The sequence below is a fragment of the Streptomyces sp. NPDC015139 genome, assembly GCF_043079785.1.
Taxonomy (GTDB): Bacteria; Actinomycetota; Actinomycetes; order Streptomycetales; family Streptomycetaceae; genus Streptomyces; species Streptomyces albidocamelliae.
The window spans coordinates 49407-67194 of the sequence record NZ_JBIBUW010000018.1 but is presented as its reverse complement, the minus strand read 5'-3'; the positions used below and the strand labels follow the sequence as shown (position 1 = coordinate 67194).

Below are 17788 nucleotides of genomic sequence, written 5' to 3'. Positions count from 1 at the left end.
GACGCCGCGTGACCCGGCGTCCCGCCCCTCCCGGCGCGCCGCCCCGGTGCCCGCGGCGCCCCGCGCACGCGAGAGACTGTCGGACATGAGTGAGCAGTCCGCCGAGCCCAAGACCGTCCTGCTGCGCCGCGGGGAGGTGCACAGCCCCGCCGACCCCTTCGCGACCGCGATGGTGGTGGAGCGCGGCCAGGTCTCCTGGGTCGGTTCCGAGGGCGCCGCCGACGCCTTCGCCGACGGGGTGGACGAGGTGGTCGACCTCGACGGCGCCCTGGTGACGCCGGCCTTCACCGACGCCCATGTGCACACCACCGCCACGGGCCTCGCCCTGACCGGCCTCGACCTGTCCACGGCCCCGTCCCTGGACGCGGCCCTCGCCCTGGTCCGGGAGTTCGCCGCCGCCCGCCCCGGCGACCGGGTGCTGCTGGGCCACGGCTGGGACGCCGCCCGCTGGCCCGGCGGCCGGCCGCCGACGCGTGCGGAGCTCGACGAGGCCACCGGCGGCCGCCCGCTGTACCTCTCCCGCATCGACGTGCACTCGGCGGTCGTCACCACGGCCCTGCTGGCCCTGGTGTCCGGCGACGTCCCGCGCGAGGACGCCCCGCTCACCGCGGACGCCCACCACACCGTGCGCGAGGCCGCCCTCGCCGCCATCACCCCCGCCCAGCGCGCCGAGGCCCAGCGCACCGCCCTGGCCCACGCGGCCTCCCTCGGCATCGGCTCGGTGCACGAGTGCGGCGGCCCGCGAATCTCCTCCGCGGACGACTTCAGCGCCCTGCTGCGGCTCGCCGGCGAGATCCCCGGGCCCCGCGTCGTCGGCTACTGGGCCGAGCAGGGCGACGAGGGCGTGACCCGGGCACGCGAGCTCGGAGCCACGGGCGCGGCCGGCGACCTCTTCGCCGACGGCGCCCTCGGCTCGCACACCGCCTGCCTGCACGAGCCGTACGCCGACGCCGGCCACAGCGGCACCGCCTACCTGGACGCCGACGCCGTCGCCGCCCATGTCGTCGCCTGCACCGAGGCGGGTCTCCAGGCCGGCTTCCACGCCATCGGCGACGCCGCCGTGACCGCAGTCGTCGAGGGCCTGCGCGCGGCCGCCGACAAGGTCGGCCTCGCCCGCGTCCGGGCCGCCCGCCACCGCGTCGAGCACGCCGAGATGCTCACGCCAGGCACCGTCGCCGCCTTCGCCGAGCTGGGTCTGATCGCCTCCGTCCAGCCCGCCTTCGACGCCCTGTGGGGCGGCGAGGACGGCATGTACGCCCAGCGCCTCGGCGCCGAGCGGGCCCGCACCCTCAACCCCTACGCGGCCCTGCTGCGGGCCGGTGTGCCCCTCGCCTTCGGCTCCGACAGCCCGGTCACCCCGCTCGACCCGTGGGGCACGGTCCGTGCCGCGGCCTTCCACCACACGCCCGAGCACCGCATCTCCGTCCGCGCCGCCTTCACCGCGCACACGCGCGGCGGCTGGCGGGCCGTGGGACGGGACGACGCGGGGGTCCTGGTGCCCGGTGCGCCCGCCGACTACGCCGTCTGGCGCACCGGCGAACTGGTCGTGCAGGCACCCGACGACCGGGTCGCCCGCTGGTCGACGGATCCCCGCTCCGGCACCCCCGGCCTGCCCGACCTCACCCCGGGCCGTGAGCTGCCGGTCTGCCTGCGGACCGTGGTGGGCGGGCGGACGGTTTTCGTACGGCCGGGCGAGTGATCTACCGGGGTGGCGCGGCGGCGGCCGATCCCGGCCGCCGCGTCGCCCGACCTGCGCATCCTCCGCCCGCACCGCGGGGAAGTCGCTGTCCGCGCAGGTCAGGGGAGTGTTGACAGTCGGCGGCCGGGGGCCGGTAGGTTCGGCCGAGTCCACCACCGGACGCCCGACCGGGGAGTGTTCACGCAACTCGTCGCAGCGCCGCTGGGTCAGGGACGGTGTGCCGCACCGGGGCACCGCCACTGGGAGCCAGGCTCAGCGCCCGCGCCGACGGGGAACGTTCCAGCCGGTCGGCCAGGTGTGACCCGGGTGGGGCCCGGGAGCTCAGTAGACAACGGCTTTCGGTCGATCCGCAGCCAGCGGGTCCCAGGTCGGCCCGAAGGGCGCCGGGCCCCCATCCGTCGCGGCACGCGCGTGCCGTAACCGGGCTTCTTACCCCGCTTTTGTGCAATCGACACCGTCGGGGGACCGCGTCGGCGCGTCATGCCAGGCCGCGGCCACTATGGTGGATCCCTGCGTACGACATTGAAGGGGCAGCAGTGAACGACGGCGACGGGACCCTCGCGGCCAAGGCCCAGGGGCGACAGTTCGGTCCGCTCGGCCTGGCCTTGGTGATCATTCCGACCTACAACGAGGCGGAGAACATCAAGACCATCGTCGGCCGGGTGCGCAAGGCCGTCCCCGAGGCGCACGTACTCATCGCGGACGACAACAGCCCCGACGGCACGGGCAAGCTCGCCGACGAACTCGCCGCCGACGACGCCCACGTGCAGGTGCTGCACCGCAAGGGCAAGGAAGGCCTGGGCGCCGCCTACCTCGCGGGCTTCCGCTGGGGCATGGAGCACGGCTACGGCGTGCTGGTGGAGATGGACGCCGACGGCTCCCACCAGCCCGAGGAACTGCCCCGCCTGCTCACCGCCCTCAAGAGTGCCGACCTCGTCCTCGGCTCGCGCTGGGTGCCCGGCGGCCGGGTGGTGAACTGGCCGAAGTCGCGCGAGTTCATCTCCCGCGGCGGCAGCCTCTACTCCCGCCTCGCCCTGGACCTGCCGCTGCGCGACATCACCGGCGGCTACCGCGCCTTCCGCCGCGAGACCCTGGAGGGCCTGGGCCTCGGCGAGGTCGCCTCGCAGGGCTACTGCTTCCAGGTCGACCTGGCGCGGCGCGCGGTCAAGGCCGGCTACCACGTCGTCGAGGTGCCGATCACCTTCGTCGAGCGCGAGCTGGGCGACTCCAAGATGAGCAAGAACATCGTCGTCGAGGCGCTGTGGCGGGTCACCGCCTGGGGCGTGGGCGACCGCGTCGACAAGATCACCGGCAAGGGCAAGCAGGCCTAGTCCGCACCGCTTCGTCTTCCCCGGTCAGCCCCTTATCCCGCGCTGAGCCGCCGCCAGGCACACTGGGAGCATGACGACTGGCGCTCCCACCTCTCCGTACACCGCCCGCCCCCGGCGCTCCGGGCTGCGCAGGTACCTGCCGCTCGGTGTGGCCGTCTGGCTGGTGCTGGAGATCTGGCTGCTGACCCTGGTCGCGGGCGCGGCCGGGGGGCCCACCGTGTTCCTGCTCCTCGTGGCCGGCGTCGTGGGCGGCTCCGTGGTGATCAAGCGGGCGGGACGCCGCGCCTTCCAGAGCCTCAACGAGGCCCTTCAGCGGGGCGGATCGCCCGAGCGCGGCGGTGGCAACGGCCTCATGATGCTCGGCGGTCTGCTGCTGATCATTCCGGGCCTGATCTCCGACGTGGCCGGTCTGCTGCTGCTGGCCCCGCCGGTCCAGAAGGCCGTGAGCCGCTACGCCGAGGGTGCCGTGGAGAAGAGGCTCCGCAAGGCCACGCCCGGCAGCCTGGGCGACGCCTTCCAGCAGGCCCGCATGCACCGCCCCGACGGCAAGGTGGTGCAGGGAGAGGTCATCCGCGAGGACCGTCCGGAGGCGGGGGAGCAGCGGCCGCCGCTGACGCGCTGAGCCGGGCGGGCGGCACGCCGGACCGCCCCTCGCGAGAGATCATGACGAAAAACCGCGGGCGCCGTACGTGATGTACGGCGCCCGCGGTTCTGTCGTCTGCGTGTTACGCGGACTTGCGGCTGTCCCGAGGGTGAACCGCGATGTTCATCGCCCCCGAGCGCAGAACCGCCAGGCGCTCCTCGAGGACCTCTTCGAGCTCCTCACGGGTGCGCCGCTCCATCAGCATGTCCCAATGGGTACGCGCGGGCTTGGCCTTCTTCTCTTCAGGGCCGTCGCCGTCAACGAGGAGTGCTGGGGCCCCGCAGACCTTGCACTCCCACTCCGGCGGGATCTCCGCCTCGACCGAGAAGGGCATCTCGAAACGGTGCCCCTTCTCGCATGCGTACTCCACGGCCTGGCGCGGAGCCAGGTCGATACCGCGGTCCGTCTCGTAGCTGGTCACTACGAGGCGCGTACCGCGAAGAGCTCGCTCACTCATGAATCGTGCCTCCCGGGCTTGTCGCCCACAGGACAGGTGTCGCTGTCGTCGTCATCCGGTCAACGTCCGGTCGGCGGTAAAGATTCCCGTTCCGTGTCCCGTTCCGGGTCACGCGTCGCCGTCGTAGCCGCCCCTTGTTCTACCCACAGGCGCCCGGTTTGTCACATCTGCTAGCAGATGTCACCCAGCGTTTCGGCATCTTTGACGCGCAGTAACGGTACGCCTGGCAGGCCAAACGCGTACACTACCGCCCTTTGGGTTTGAACGCTAAATCGAAGCTAGATCTTCTCCGGAACCGGGTTCCCCGCCGCGCCGATCGCACGCCGCACCGGGACCCGGGCGAGCAGGACGAACCCGATGACGAAGAAGGCCACGAGCGACACGATCGCCGAACGGTAGCTTCCGGTCAGCTGGTAGGTCAGGCCGAACAGCAGCGGCCCGAGCCAGCTCATCCCGCGGTCGCTCAGTTCGTACGCCGCGAAGTACTCGGCCTCCTTGCCCGGCGGCACCAGGTGGGAGAAGAGCGACCGGGACAGCGCCTGGCTGCCGCCGAGGACCAGTCCGATCCCGGAGGCCAGCACGAAGAACCACACCGGGGCCTTCGCGGGCAGGAAGTAGCCGGCCGCCAGGGTCGCCGTCCAGGCCACCAGCGAGCCGAGGATCGTGAGCCGGGCACCGTACGTCCGGGCCAGCCGTCCCATCGCCAGCGCCCCCGCCACGGCGAGGACCTGAACCAGGAGCACGGCCCCGATCAGCGTCGACTGCCCGAGTCCCAGCTCCTCGGATCCGTAGACCGAGGCCTGGGTGATCACCGTCTGGATACCGTCGTTGTAGACCAGATAGGCCAGCAGGAACGACAGCGTCAGCGGATGGCCGCGCATGTCCCGGACAGTGTCCACGAGCTGCCGCAGCCCGGGGGCCGTCGCCCGCTCCGCGCGCGACAGCCCGGGGGCCGTCGCCCGCTCCGCGCGCGCGTGCCGGTCCCGCAGCCGGCGCAGCGGTACGAGGGTGAAGGCGCCCCACCACAGGCCCGCCGAGGCCAGGCAGACGCGGACCGCGGCCGTCTCGGACAGGCCGAAGGAGTCGTGCGCCGTGTACAGCACCAGGTTGGCGACGAGGACCAGGGACCCCGCCGCGTACCCGAAGGCCCAGCCGCGCGAGGAGACGGCGTCGCGCTCGTCGGGCGGGGCGATCTGCGGCAGGTAGGAGTTGTAGAGCATCATCGCGACGGACTGCGCCGCGTTGGCCACGACGAGCAGCACCCCGCCCAGCAGGTACCGGTCGCCGTAGAGGAAGAACATGCCGGTGGTCGCCGCCGCACCGGTGTAGGCCGCCGCCGCGAGCAGCGGCTTCTTACGGCCCGTGCGGTCGGCGGCACCGCCCACGAGCGGCATCACCACGACGGCCGCGATCACCGACAGGGACACCGAGTAGGCGAAGAAGGAGCCGGCTCGCACCGGGACGCCCAGCGGATGCACATAGCCGTCGGCGTCCGCGGCGCGCTCGGCGACCGCGGTGAGGTACGGGCCGAGGAACACGGTGAGGACGCTCGTGGAGTAGACCGAGCACGCCCAGTCGTAGAAGTACCAGCCGCGCTGTTCGCGCTTCCGGCCGGCGGTGTCGTCCGCCGTGTCTGTGCGCACGGTCTCGGTGCCCACCCGTGCCCTCGCTTCCCCGCCGAAGTGCCGTGCGAAGGCGCGGCCCCGGCCGGTCCCCGGGTCGGTCAGACCCAGACGCCGCGGTCCTCCATGACCTTGCGCAACGTGTCGATGTGATCGGTCATGATGCCATCAACGCCCAGCTCCAGGAGCCGGTGCATCCGCGCGGGTTCGTTGACCGTCCACACGTGCACCTGCAGCCCGCGCGCGTGGGCGGCGCGGACGAAGCGCTGGTCGACCACCGGGACGCCCGACTGGGCCTCGGGCACCTGTGCCGCGACGGCGGACCGGCGCACCGCGGCGGGCAGCCCCCAGGACCGCAGCCGCAGGCTGAGCACCCCCCGGGTGCCGAACGAGGTGGCCAGGCGCGGCCCGGCCAGCCGCTGGGCCCGCAGCACGCGCGCCTCGGAGAAGGAGCCCACGCAGACCCGGTCCCAGGCGTCGGTGCGCTCGATCAGGTCCAGCAGGGGCCGCAGGGCCGGCTCCGCCTTGACGTCGACGTTCCAGCGGACCTCGGGGAAGGTCTCCAGCAGTTCCTCGAACAGCGGCACCGGCTCCCGGCCGCCCACGCGCGCCTGCCGTACGTCGTCCCACCGCAGGTCCCCGATCCGGCCCGCGCCGTCGGTGACCCGGTCCAGGGTCGTGTCGTGGAAGGCGACGAGACGGCCGTCGGCCGTGGCGTGGACGTCGGTCTCCATGTACCGGTAGCCCGACTCGAACGCGCGCCGGAACTGCGCCACGGTGTTCTCCAGCCCGTCGGCGGCCCCGCCGCGGTGGGCGAAGGCGATGGGCCCCGGATGGTCCAGGTAGGGGTGGCGTATGGGCGGTGTCGTGAGGGTCACCCCCGCAGTATCGCTCCCTCCGGTGTCGCGGCGGCAACGACCGTGCTGCGGTCCGATGCCGGGGGGACGGCGAACATCCGCAGGAAGAACTGGGCCAGCGGACCGATGGAGACGGCGTACAGCACCGTGCCGATGCCGATGGTGCCGCCCAGCAGGAACCCGGTGACCACGACCGCGATCTCGACCCCCGTCCGCATCAGCCGGATCGAGCGGCCGGTACGCCGGTGCAGTCCCGTCATCAGCCCGTCGCGCGGGCCCGGCCCGAAGTCCGCCGCGATGTACAGACCGGTCGCCACGCCGTTCAGCACGATGCCCGCGAGCAGGAGCGGCACCCGTACGGCGAGCGCGCGTGCGTCCGGGAGGAGCGCGAGCGTGCCGTCCATGGCGAGGCCGACGACGAAGACGTTCGAGACCGTTCCGAGTCCGGGGCGCTGGCGCAGCGGGATCCACAGGAGCAGCACCGCCGCCCCCACCACGATCGACACCACGCCGATGGTCAGCCCGGTGAGCTCCGCGAGCCCCTGGTGGAGCACGTTCCAGGGCTCCAGGCCGAGCCCCGCCCGCACGAGCAGCGCGGAACTCGCGCCGTACAGCGCGAGTCCGGCGTAGAGCTGGATCGAACGGCGTCCGAGACGGCCGTGTCTCGACATGACGGACACGACATACCCCCCTGGGTGGTGGCGGTGGCCTGACGCATGACACTCTGTGGCGTGGGATGACTCGGCATCCATGGCCAATTCGGGGAAGGTGGACTGATCGTCATGGCGCAGTGGACTTCTGCGATGGGGGCCGCCCAGCTGGCACGGCTCCTCAACTCCCAGCAGGAGCGGCCCGCCGGTCCCGGCACCCGGCGCCCGCCCGCCTACCGTGCCCTGGCCGACGGCATCCGGCTGCTGGTGCTCGAAGGCCGCGTTCCGGTGGCCGCCCGCCTCCCCGCCGAGCGGGAACTCGCCCTCGCCCTCTCCGTGAGCCGGACCACCGTCGCGGCCGCCTACGAGGCGTTGCGCGGCGAGGGCTTCCTGGAGTCCCGGCGCGGAGCCGGGAGCTGGACCGCGGTGCCTGCGGGCAACCCGCTGCCCGCGCGCGGCCTGGAACCGCTGCCCCCCGAGGCCCTGGGCTCGGTGATCGACCTGGGCTGCGCCTCGCTCCCGGCGCCCGAACCGTGGCTCACCCGCGCGGTGCAGGGCGCTCTGGAGGAGCTGCCGCCGTACGCGCACACCCACGGCGACTACCCGGCCGGTCTGCCCGCCCTGCGCGCGATGATCGCCGAGCGCTACACCGCGCGCGGGATTCCCACGATGCCGGAACAGATCATGGTGACGACCGGTGCGATGGGCGCCATCGACGCGATCTGCCACCTCTTCGCGGGCCGCGGCGAGCGGATCGCCGTGGAGTCCCCGTCCTACGCCAACATCCTCCAGCTGATGCGGGAGGCGGGCGCCCGGCTCGTCCCCGTCGCCATGGCCGAGGGGCTGACCGGCTGGGACCTGGACCGCTGGCGCCAGGTGCTGCGCGAGGCCGCGCCGCGCCTCGCCTACGTCGTCGCCGACTTCCACAACCCCACCGGCGCGCTCGCCGACGAGGACCAGCGGCGCCGGCTGGTGGACGCGGCCCGCTCGGCCGGCACGGTGCTCATCGCCGACGAGACGATGTCCGAACTCTGGCTCGACGAGGAGTACCGGGACGGCGGCACGCCCCGCCCCGTGTGCGGCTTCGACCCGGCCGGTTCCACGGTGATCACCGTCGGCTCGGCCAGCAAGGCGTTCTGGGCGGGCATGCGGATCGGCTGGGTGCGCGCCGCTCCGGACGTCATCCGCAGCCTGGTCGCGGCGCGCGCGTACGCCGACCTGGGCACGCCCGTCCTGGAGCAGCTCGCCGTGAACTGGCTGTTCAGCACCGGCGGCTGGGAGCAGGCCGTGGACCTGCGGCGCGAGCAGGCCCGTGAGAACCGGGACGCGCTGGTGGCCGCCGTACGCCGGGAACTGCCCGGCTGGGAGTTCGAGGTCCCGCGGGGCGGCCTGACCCTCTGGGTGCGCGCCGGTGGCCTCTCCGGCTCCCGGCTGGCGGAGATGGGGGAGCGGGTGGGCGTCCGTGTCCCGTCCGGCCCGCGTTTCGGCGTCGACGGTGCCTTCGAGGGCTATGTCCGGCTCCCGTTCACGGTCGGGGGAGCGGTGGCCGACGAGGCGGCGGCCCGGCTCGCGGCCGCGGCCCGGCTCGTGGAGTCCGGGGCGACGGGGGGCTCGGAGGCACCGCGCACGTTCGTGGCGTAGCCGGCACGGGGGCGTGCTCGCGGCCTGCGCGTGCTGTGTCCGCCCGCGTTTCCCGTAGGGGCGCGCAGCCGTGTCGCCCTGCTGTCTCGCGTCCGTCCCGCAGCGCCTTCGCCGCTGCGATGCCGGGTGTGCCGCCACCGTGCCGCTGCATTGCCGGTGTGCCGCGCCTTCGCGCTGCCGCGCCTCGGGGGGTGTCGTGGCGCCGGGTTTCCCTGTCTCACCCCGCCGGGATGCTGTGCCGCCGTGCGGTGTCGCCCTCGGCGTCTTCGCGTCGCTGGGGTTGCCGGGGTGTCGCGTGACCCCGCGCCCACGCGCTGCCCACGCGCCGCCGGGGTGCCGCGGCAGGTGTCGGCCGCGGCACCCCGGCGGGTGTCCTACGAGGGCTCCGCGGCCAGTGCCTCCGCGGGAGCCGGGGTGGGCTTCGTGAGGTCCGCCGGGGCCGGGGCCGACGTCGGCTGCTCGTCCGCCGGGGTCGTGCGCGGCGGCAGCAGCGCCAGCACCGCCTGCCGGTCCACGTCGCTCGTCGCCTCGTCGTACGGATCGGGCGTGCGCGGCACCTGGAGCCGGTGCACAGGACCCGACCCCAGCCGGGCGTACCCCCGCCCCGGCGGTACGTGTGCGAGGGCCGTCGTGTGCGGCGGCATCCCCAGGACCGACTCCACCTGTCCCGGCGCCGCGGGCCCGAGCACGACACGCGCGCGTGTGTGCTGCCGTACCGCGTCGCTCAGCGCGTCCGCGCCGTCGATCTGCTCGGCCACCACCACGGTCACGTTCGCCGCGCGGCCGTGCCGCAGTGGCAGCTGGAGCAGTGCCTGCGGGTCCTTGCGGCCGTCCGTCGCGGCGAGGTGCGCGAAGACGCTCGGGCGGTCCAGCACGATCCACAGCGGTCGCCGGGTGTCCTCGGGCGGCGGGTCGCCCGCCTGCCGGGCCAGGTTGATGGCGACGAGCCGCCGCTCGGTCTCCTGGGCGGCCCATTCCAGGCTGGCCAGCGCCCCGGGGAGGGCGCACTCCACGGCCAGGACGCCGTCCCGGCCGGTCAGGCACGCGTACTCACCCGTGCCCCCGCCGTCGACGATCAGGACGTCGCCGTACTCCAGGGCCTGCAGGGCGATGGAGCGCAGCAGGGTGGAGGTGCCGCTGCCGGGGTGGCCCATGGCCAGCAGATGCGGCTCGGTGGAGCGGATGCCGGTGCGCCAGACGACCGGGGGGACGTCGATCTCCTCCTCCGCGAAGGAGAGGGGGAGCGTGCGCTGGACCTCGCCCGGGTCGGTGAAGCCGAGGACGGTCTCGCCGGGCGCGGTGACGAAGCGCTGGGCGGTGATGTCGGTGGGCAGCGGGGCGAGGACGGTGACCGTGAGCTGGTTGCCCTCCTCGTCCCATGAGAAGCGGTACTCGCGGCCCCGCCCGGCCTTCGCGGTGAGCACCTGCTCGACCCGCGCGCGGGCCGCGGGCTCGCCGTCGGGGAAGTAGGCGGGGTAGCGGATCACGAGGTGGCCGATGCGTCCGCCGTCCTCGAACTCGTGCTCGGTGAGGGCCTTCTGCCAGTCCCCGCCGTGCAGGTAGAGCGGCGCGGGGTCCTCGGGGCCGGTGAAGTACGGCACCAGCGCCTCGTACAGCGCCTGGAGCCGCTCGGTCTGCGACTCGTCGGGCCCCTCGGGCTCCGGCGGGGTGCGGTCGCGGCCCTGCCAGGCCGCCGCCGCCATCACGGTGATGACGGCGAGCAGCGGCCCGTACGGCACCAGGGCCACGACCAGGAACACGGAGGCCGCCAGGAACAGCAGGGGCCCGCGTCGGTCCTTCGGGGTGTCCGCCCACCTGCGCCGCCCGGCCGTGGCCAGCCGGCGCAGTCCGCGCGAGACGGTGATCAGCGGGTGGAGGACGTCGGTGGCGCTGTCGGCCGCCGTCCGGGCCAGCTCCCGGCTCCGGGCGATCTGCGTCCGGGCGATCTGCGCGCTGTCTTTGCTCAGAATGCGGGGGAGAGGGCGCCGGGCCACTGCTGTCTCCTGATCGTGCGTGCGGGCGTGACGGTCGGGGTCAGAACTTGAGGCCGCCGAGGAGGCTGGCCAGACTCTCGCCGCCTGCCTTGATGCTCGGGGCGATGGCCGTGCTCGACAGGTAGAAGCCGAACAGGGCCGAGACCGTGGCGTGCGAACCCTTCAGTCCGTCCTTGCGGAAGAAGAGGAAGACGATGACGCCGAGCAGGAACACGCCTGACAGGGAGAGGATCATTTCGGGCCTCCTGGTGTCGAAGGTGGGGGACAGTCACCATGAGTTGTTCCAGGATCACAGCATGTATCCATACGATTAAAGGTGCAACTGGGTGAAATGCGGCTGATTTCCCCCACTCGGCGGAGCCGATCCGACCCGGTTGACCAGGATTGATGCCGCCAACGGAGCCTGTCGGTGATCTTTACCTCGGGCAGATCGGGTCATGTGCCGCGAGAGCCAGTACGCTGGCGATTCACTCGTACGGCGGCGTACGGCCGCGTCCCGCGCGCTGCCGTACGCTGCCTGACGTTCACCGAAGTTCCGAGGAGAGGCGGTCCGGCCGATGAGCGAAGCCCCCGACCCCGAGGTCGTGGAGCTGGCCACCAAGATCTTCGATCTGGCCCGACAGGGGCAGACCGAGGCGCTCGTGGCGTATGTCGACGCGGGCGTGCCGGCCAATCTCACCAACGACCGCGGCGACTCCCTGGTGATGCTCGCCGCCTACCACGGCCACGCCGATGCGGTGAGGGCGCTGCTCGCCCGGGGCGCGGAGGCGGACCGGATCAACGACCGGGGCCAGACCCCGCTCGCGGGCGCCGTCTTCAAGGGCGAGACGGACGTGATCAAGGTCCTTCTCGAAGCCGGGGCGGACCCCGCCGCGGGCACGCCGTCGGCCGTCGACACGGCCCGCATGTTCGGCAAGGCGGAGCTGCTGGAGTTGTTCGGCGTCAACTGAGCCGGACGTCCTGATCAGGTACACACGGAAAACGGGGGAGGCGGTAACAGGCCGCCGTAAATACGGTCGCGGCAGCACACACCGCGGGTCATCATGACGTCGTGATTCACGGACGCGATGGCTGGGCAGGTGTTGCCGCACCGCGCGGGCCGTGATGCGGTCCGCATGGGCCACCGACGAGAGGCAGAGAGAGATGGTCTACAGCAAGCAAGAGACGGCGGGCGCTCCGACGTTGTGTCACGTGGCCAGGTAGTGCGTGTTCCCCGGTTGCGTCGACGCTTGATGTGAGGCTGTTTCCCATGTTCGATCCGGTCATAGCGCCCAGCGGTACGCTGCTCGGGCTGCTCCAGCGCGGTCGCGGCGACGGCACGCTGCACGCGCTCACCGCCCCGCGCGCCGAAGCGCTCGCGGCCCTCAACCACTGTGTGCTGCGCGATCCCCGCCACGACTGGCAGGTGGAGAACCGCTCCCTGTACTACGCCCGGCTCTACCTCGACCTGAACGGCGAGCTGGACGCCGTCGAGGCGCACCTGTTCGACGCCGAGGACGTCCTCGACACCGAGGACTCCCGCACCGGCCTGGCACTGGCCGTCCTCGGGCACCTCGCCTCCTACGGCAGGCGGGACGCCCTGGAGCTGCTGCGCAGGTACGCCGCCCACGGCTCCAACTGGGCCTGGGCCCTGGACGAGCTCGCCCTGCGGGACGACGACGCGGGCCTGCGCGCCCTCGCCGCCCCCGTCCTGGCCCGCTTCCCCGCCGATCCCGAGGGCGACGCCGAGCTGGCCGCCACCGTGCGGGACGCCTTCGAACCGCGGCCCTGGCGGCTGTGGGCCGAGGATCCGCGCGAACCGATCGCCACGCGCGTGCGTGCCGCCCACGAGGCCGGCTGTTTCGACCGCTGGCAGCGGCAGATGCGGCCCACCGGGCCGCGCCCCGGCTGGAGCGTGCGCGCCGTCTTCGAATGGGCCCAGCAGGGCATGGAGCGCGGCGCCGCCCTCCACGTCCCGGCCGCCCGCTGCCTGGTCGCCGTGGCCGGCCCCGAGGACCGGCCCGAGATCCTCCGGGCCGCCCGGGACGGCGACGACGGCGCGCGCTGCACCGCACTGCGCTACCTCGCCGACAGCAACGATCCGGACGCCCTGGACCTCGTCGAGGCCGCCGTCGTCGACGGCACGGCTCCCGTCGTCGAGGCCGCCGTGGACGCCTTCGAGCGGATGCAGAGCGTCGCCGCCGTCGACCGCGCACGCCGCTGGGCCCAGCGCCCCGACGCCCTCGGCGCCGCCGCCGGACGCGTGCTCGCCTGCCGGGGCGGCACCCAGGACCGTGAACTCGTCCTCGGGGCCCTGCGCGAGGCCGTACGCGGCGAGGGCCCCGACGCACCCACCCTGTGGACCCTCGTCGACGGCGCCGGACGCCTCGGCATCGCCTGCGCGGCCCCCGTGCTGCGCCACGTCTACCGCGAGACGGCCTCCTCCCATCTCCGCGGCCGCGCCGCCCGTGCCCTGGCCGCCACCGATCCCTCCTTCGCCACCGGATTCGCCGTCGAATGCCTGTGGGACTGCGAGGAGACCACCCGCGAAGTGGCCGCCCGGCACGCCGAGACCGGCGACGCCCGGGTCGTGGAGCGACTGCGCCGCCTGGCCGTGGACCCGGCCGAGGAGGACGAGGTGCAGACGGCGGTGCGCAGCCGCTTCGGCCCGGACCTCGCCGCCGGCTGACCTCCGCGCACGCACACGGCCGCGGCGCACGACCGCCCGCCGGGTGAACAACCGGTGACCCGCGGGTCAGGCGACCATGACGGCCGTCTGACCCGCTCGGGTGTGCGGTTCAACGCTCATGGGACGTTTCCCGCGCGGAAAGATCGAAGTCGACGCGGCCACGTCCGGCACGGCGACAACACCCGTATGCGTGTCGTCATCGTGACCGAATCCTTTCCCCCCGACGTGAACGGCGTGGCCCACTGCGCGTTCCAGACCGCCCGGCACCTCGTAGATCGCGGTCACCTTCCGCTCGTCGTCGCGCCGGCCACCGCCCCCGGCAGCCCGCCGGACACGGATGCTCCGTGCCCGGTCGTCCGAGTCCCCTCCCTCCCCCTCCCCGGCTACCCCCAGGTCCGCGTCGCCCTGCCGAGCCGGCGTCTCGCCGCAGCCCTCACCGAGCACCGCGCCGACGTGGTCCACCTGGCGAGTCCCTTCGTCCTCGGCGTCCGCGGCATGGCGGCCGCCGCCCGCCTCGGCATCCCCGCCGTCGCCGTCTACCAGACCGACCTGGCCGGCTACGCCCGCACCTACATGGGCGCCGGAGAGGCCGCGGCCTGGCGCCGGATCCGCTCCGTGCACTCCGCCGCCGACCTCACCCTGGCCCCGTCCAGCGCCGCACTCGACGATCTGGAGGCACACGGTGTGCCCCGGGTACGGCTGTGGCCGCGTGGCGTCGACACCGTACGATTCCGGCCAGAGCACCGCGACGAGTCCCTGCGCCGCGAACTCGCCCCGAACGGCGAGCTGATCGTCGGGTACGTCGGCCGGCTCGCCCCCGAGAAGCACGTGGAACTCCTCGCCGGGGTCGGCGCCATGACGGGCGTGCGGCTGGTGGTCGTCGGCGACGGACCCAGCCAGGCCCAGCTGACCGAGGCCCTGCCCGGCGCGGTCTTCCTCGGCCGCCGCACCGGCGGTGAACTGGCCCGGATCTTCGCCTCGCTGGACCTGTTCGTGCACACCGGCCCCTTCGAGACGTTCTGCCAGACCGTCCAGGAGGCCATGGCCAGTGGTGTCCCGGTCGTCGCGCCCGCCGCCGGCGGCCCGCTCGACCTGGTGGCCCACGGCCGCACCGGCCTGCTCGTCCCGCCCCGCGACGCCTCCGCCGTGCACGACGCCGTCCGCGAACTGGCCGCCGACCCCGCGCGGCGGGCCGCCTACGGCGCCGCCGCCCGCACGATGGTCGAGGGCCGCACCTGGGCCGCCGTCGGCGACCGGCTGATCGCCCACTACGACGACGTCCTCGCGACGCGGAAGACGGCGGTGGCGGCATGACCGGCCAGTCCCTGCGCATCGTCCGGCTCGCCAACTTCGTCGCCCCCGCCTCCGGCGGCCTGCGCACCGCCCTGCGTGAACTGGGCAGGGGCTACCGGGCCGCCGGCCACGCGCCCGTGCTGATCGTGCCCGGCGAACGCCACACCGACCGCGACACCGAGCAGGGCCGGGTCATCACTCTCCCCGGCCCCCTGCTGCCCGGCACCGGCGGGTACCGCGTCCTCACCGACAGGCGGCGCGTCGCCGCCCTGCTGGAGGACCTCGCCCCGGACCGCCTGGAGGTCTCCGACCGTACGACCCTGCGCTGGACCGGCCGCTGGGCCCGCCGCGCGCGCGTGCCCTCCGTCATGGTCTCCCACGAGACCGCCGACGGCGTCCTGCGCACCTGGGGCCTGTCCGAGCAGCTGTCCCGCCGGGCCGCCGACGCCCTCAACACCCGTACGGCGCACGTCTACTCACGGGTCGTGTGCACGACGGAGTTCGCCGAGCGCGAGTTCGTCCGCATCGGCGCGCGCAATGTCGTACGCGCCCCCCTCGGCGTCGACCTGATGGAACGCCACCCCGGGCTGCGCGACCCGGGGCTGCGGGGACAGCACGCGCGCGGGGACGAGGCGCTGCTCGTGATGTGCTCCCGGCTGTCCGTGGAGAAGCGGCCCGGCACGGCCCTGGACGCCCTGGAGGCGCTGCTGCGGCGCGGACGACGGGCGGCGCTCGTGGTGGCCGGGGACGGACCGCAGCGAGCCCGGCTGGAACAGCGCGCGCGGGAGCGCGTTCTGCCGGTGACCTTCCTGGGACACGTCTCCGACCGGTCCCTCCTCGGCGCGCTCCAGGCGTCCGCCGACGTCTGCCTCGCACCCGGACCCGCCGAGACCTTCGGGCTGGCCGCCCTGGAGGCCATGGCCTGCGGCACACCGGTGGTCGCCGGCGCGTCCTCCGCGCTGCCCGAGGTGATCGGATCCGCCGGCGTGGCCGCGGCCGGTAGCGGGGAGGCGTTCGCGGACGCCGTCGAATCCCTCCTGGAGCGCGGCGAGTCCGTGCGGCGGGACGCGGCACGCGCGCGTGCCGAGTGCTTCGGCTGGGGAACGGCCGTCGAGGCGTTCCTGGCGGCCCACGACACGGAGGTGGTGCGCCACCCGGAGCCCCGCCGCACCGTCGCGGAGGGCGTGGCATGAGACCCGTCCGCTTCGTGGCCCTCGGCGACTCGCTGACCGAGGGCGTGGGCGACCCCGCCGGGGACGACTGGCGCGGCTGGGCCGCGCTCCTGGCGGCCGCACTGCCCGTGGAGTTCACCAACCTCGCGGTCAGCGGGGCCCAGACCCGGGACGTGCTCGCGTCGCAGACCCCCGCCGCCCTCGACCTGCGGCCCGGCCTCGTCTCCGTGGTCGTCGGCGTCAACGACACGCTGCGGCACACCTTCGACATCCACACCGTCGCCGCCGACCTCGACCAGACCTACGCGGCCCTCACCGGCCAGGGCGCGACCCTGCTCACCGCCTGCCTGCCCGACCCCGGTGCGATGCTCGGGCTCCCGGGCGCGCTGGCCCGCCCGCTGGCCCGGCGGCAGCGGGCGGTCAACGACGTCGTGCACGCGCTGTCCGAGCGGTACGGCGCCGTCCACCTGCACGCGGCGGACGGCGACTGGGTGAGCGACCGCACGCTGTGGAGCGCCGACCGGCTGCACCCGGGGGAGCGCGGTCACCGGCAGTTCGCGGTCCGCTTCCACGCCCTGCTCGCCGAGGCGGGCCGGGCGACCGGGGAGCCGCCCTCGCCCGAACCGGAGTTCCCCGCACCGACCCGGACGGCGAGCCTGTGGTGGCTCGCCACCGCCGGCACCGGCTGGGTGGCCCGGCGCTGCAGGGACCTGCTCCCGCAACTGCTGCGCCTCGCCGCCGACGAACTCCACCACCGCGCCCGGGGCACCAGCTCCCGGCTCGACCTGAGCGCGTCGGCGGCCGTGTCCGCGGCCCTCGCGGCCCTGCCCGAGCGCACCGTCGACGGGGCCGGGGCTCAGCGGCGCCGTACCGGCACGAAGCGCACCGGGGTGCCCGGCAGCGCCTGCGCCACCGCCGGGAGGTCGCCGGCGCGGACCACCGCGATGACCGGGTAGCCGCCGGTCGTCGGATGGTCCGCCAGGAAGACCACCGGACGTCCGTCCGGCGGGACCTGGACCGCGCCGAGGACCATGCCCTCGCTGGGGAGTTCACCGGGCCGGGCCCGCTCCAGCGGGGGCCCTTCGGTGCGCAGGCCGATGCGGTTGCTCGCCGGGGAGACCCGGTAGGCGCTCGTGGTGAGCGTCCGGACGGCGCCGGACGTGAACCAGTCCGCGCGCGGTCCGGGGGTCACCCGGAGCACGAGACCGGCCGGCGGGCGGGGCTGCGGGACGCCGTCCACGCGCGCGGGCGGCCCGGCCGGCGCGCCCAGCGGCAGCACCGTGCCGTCGGTGAGCGGCGCCGGGCCGAGGCCGGACAGCAGGTCCGTGGCCCGGCTGCCGAGGACCGGCTCCACGGCGATGCCGCCGGAGACGGCCAGGTACCCGCGCACCCCGGCGGTGGCCGCCCCCACCTCCAGCAGCTCGCCCTCACGCACCAGGACGGGGGCGCCCCACGCGGCCGGCCGGCCGCCCACCCGGACGGGGCAGGGCGCACCGCCCACCGCCACGGTCACCGTCGAACGGGGGCGCACCGCACAGCCGTCGAGCGTGGTCTCCAGGACGGCCGCGTCCGGCGGATTGCCGACCAGCCGGTTCACGAGCGCGGCCGCCGGCGGGTCCAGGGCGCCGGAGCGCGGCACCCCCAGGTGGGCGTACCCCGCCCGGCCGCGGTCCTGCACGGTGGTCAGCGCCCCGGAGCGCACGACGACGAGCGCACGGTCGGTCATGCGCCCTCCCCTGCCGCGCGGGTGTCACGCGTACG

16 protein-coding genes are annotated in these 17788 nt (G+C 74.3%); 9 read left to right on the top strand and 7 right to left on the bottom strand.

Translation table 11 applies throughout. The features are described 5' to 3' along the window. Positions 1–85: 85 nt before the first annotated feature. The 3 genes from ACF08B_RS34195 (at position 86) to fxsA (ending at position 3652) form a co-directional block, all read left to right on the top strand. Positions 86–1699, top strand: a complete 1614-nt coding sequence (locus ACF08B_RS34195; protein ID WP_392320942.1) for an amidohydrolase — start codon at positions 86–88, stop codon at positions 1697–1699. A 536-nt stretch (positions 1700–2235) separates the two neighbouring features. Next, positions 2236–3030 (top strand): polyprenol monophosphomannose synthase, encoded by a 795-nt coding sequence (locus tag ACF08B_RS34190; protein WP_392320941.1) that lies wholly within the window; start codon positions 2236–2238, stop codon positions 3028–3030. 70 nt (positions 3031–3100) lie between these two features. Further along, a complete protein-coding gene (gene fxsA, locus ACF08B_RS34185) occupies positions 3101–3652 on the top strand; it encodes an FxsA family membrane protein (protein WP_392320940.1) in 552 nt (183 codons plus the stop codon). A 103-nt stretch (positions 3653–3755) separates the two neighbouring features. Here the strand turns inward: fxsA and ACF08B_RS34180 are convergent, their stop codons facing one another. The 4 genes from ACF08B_RS34180 to ACF08B_RS34165 form a co-directional block, all read right to left on the bottom strand. Beyond that, on the bottom strand, positions 3756–4130 hold the full coding sequence (locus ACF08B_RS34180) for an RNA polymerase-binding protein RbpA (RefSeq protein WP_009187548.1): 375 nt from the start codon (positions 4128–4130) through the stop codon (positions 3756–3758). A gap of 278 nt (positions 4131–4408) precedes the next feature. Next, positions 4409–5788 (bottom strand): MFS transporter, encoded by a 1380-nt coding sequence (locus ACF08B_RS34175; protein WP_392320939.1) that lies wholly within the window; start codon positions 5786–5788, stop codon positions 4409–4411. Between the two features lie 65 nt (positions 5789–5853). Beyond that, a complete protein-coding gene (locus ACF08B_RS34170) occupies positions 5854–6630 on the bottom strand; it encodes a glycerophosphodiester phosphodiesterase (RefSeq protein WP_392320938.1) in 777 nt (258 codons plus the stop codon). Continuing rightward, positions 6627–7280 (bottom strand): YitT family protein, encoded by a 654-nt coding sequence (locus ACF08B_RS34165; protein ID WP_392320937.1) that lies wholly within the window; start codon positions 7278–7280, stop codon positions 6627–6629. Before ACF08B_RS34165 ends, ACF08B_RS34170 begins: the two co-directional genes overlap by 4 nt. 111 nt (positions 7281–7391) lie before the next feature. Here ACF08B_RS34165 and ACF08B_RS34160 point away from each other — a divergent pair, with 111 nt between their 5' ends. Continuing rightward, complete coding sequence (locus ACF08B_RS34160; RefSeq protein ID WP_392320936.1) at positions 7392–8900, top strand: PLP-dependent aminotransferase family protein; 1509 nt, start codon at positions 7392–7394, stop codon at positions 8898–8900. Between the two features lie 374 nt (positions 8901–9274). Here the strand turns inward: ACF08B_RS34160 and ACF08B_RS34155 are convergent, their stop codons facing one another. Beyond that, a complete protein-coding gene (locus tag ACF08B_RS34155; protein WP_392320935.1) occupies positions 9275–10894 on the bottom strand; it encodes a hypothetical protein in 1620 nt (539 codons plus the stop codon). A gap of 40 nt (positions 10895–10934) precedes the next feature. Beyond that, positions 10935–11129, bottom strand: coding sequence for a hypothetical protein (locus tag ACF08B_RS34150; protein WP_073899278.1), 195 nt, complete (start codon positions 11127–11129; stop codon positions 10935–10937). A gap of 322 nt (positions 11130–11451) precedes the next feature. On the opposite strand from ACF08B_RS34150, the gene ACF08B_RS34145 reads away from it, so the two are divergent. The 5 genes from ACF08B_RS34145 (at position 11452) to ACF08B_RS34125 (ending at position 16983) form a co-directional block, all read left to right on the top strand. After that, complete coding sequence (locus ACF08B_RS34145; protein WP_392320934.1) at positions 11452–11844, top strand: ankyrin repeat domain-containing protein; 393 nt, start codon at positions 11452–11454, stop codon at positions 11842–11844. Between the two features lie 299 nt (positions 11845–12143). Then, the gene (locus tag ACF08B_RS34140) at positions 12144–13562 is read left to right on the top strand and encodes a HEAT repeat domain-containing protein (protein WP_392320933.1); all 1419 of its coding nucleotides are present in this window, start codon (positions 12144–12146) and stop codon (positions 13560–13562) included. A 186-nt stretch (positions 13563–13748) separates the two neighbouring features. Next, a complete protein-coding gene (locus ACF08B_RS34135) occupies positions 13749–14876 on the top strand; it encodes a glycosyltransferase family 4 protein (protein ID WP_392320932.1) in 1128 nt (375 codons plus the stop codon). Beyond that, positions 14873–16048 carry a glycosyltransferase gene (locus tag ACF08B_RS34130; RefSeq protein ID WP_392320931.1) on the top strand — a complete coding sequence of 392 codons (1176 nt, stop codon included), beginning with the start codon at positions 14873–14875 and terminating at the stop codon, positions 16046–16048. The genes ACF08B_RS34135 and ACF08B_RS34130 overlap by 4 nt, the downstream gene beginning before the upstream one ends. Then, positions 16045–16983, top strand: coding sequence for an SGNH/GDSL hydrolase family protein (locus ACF08B_RS34125; RefSeq protein WP_392320930.1), 939 nt, complete (start codon positions 16045–16047; stop codon positions 16981–16983). The genes ACF08B_RS34130 and ACF08B_RS34125 overlap by 4 nt, the downstream gene beginning before the upstream one ends. On the opposite strand, the gene ACF08B_RS34120 is transcribed toward ACF08B_RS34125, so the two are convergent. After that, positions 16884–17753: a biotin-dependent carboxyltransferase family protein gene (locus ACF08B_RS34120; protein WP_392320929.1), complete on the bottom strand. Its 870-nt coding sequence runs from the start codon at positions 17751–17753 to the stop codon at positions 16884–16886. The genes ACF08B_RS34125 and ACF08B_RS34120 overlap by 100 nt on opposite strands. Between the last annotated feature and the right edge of the window lie 35 nt (positions 17754–17788).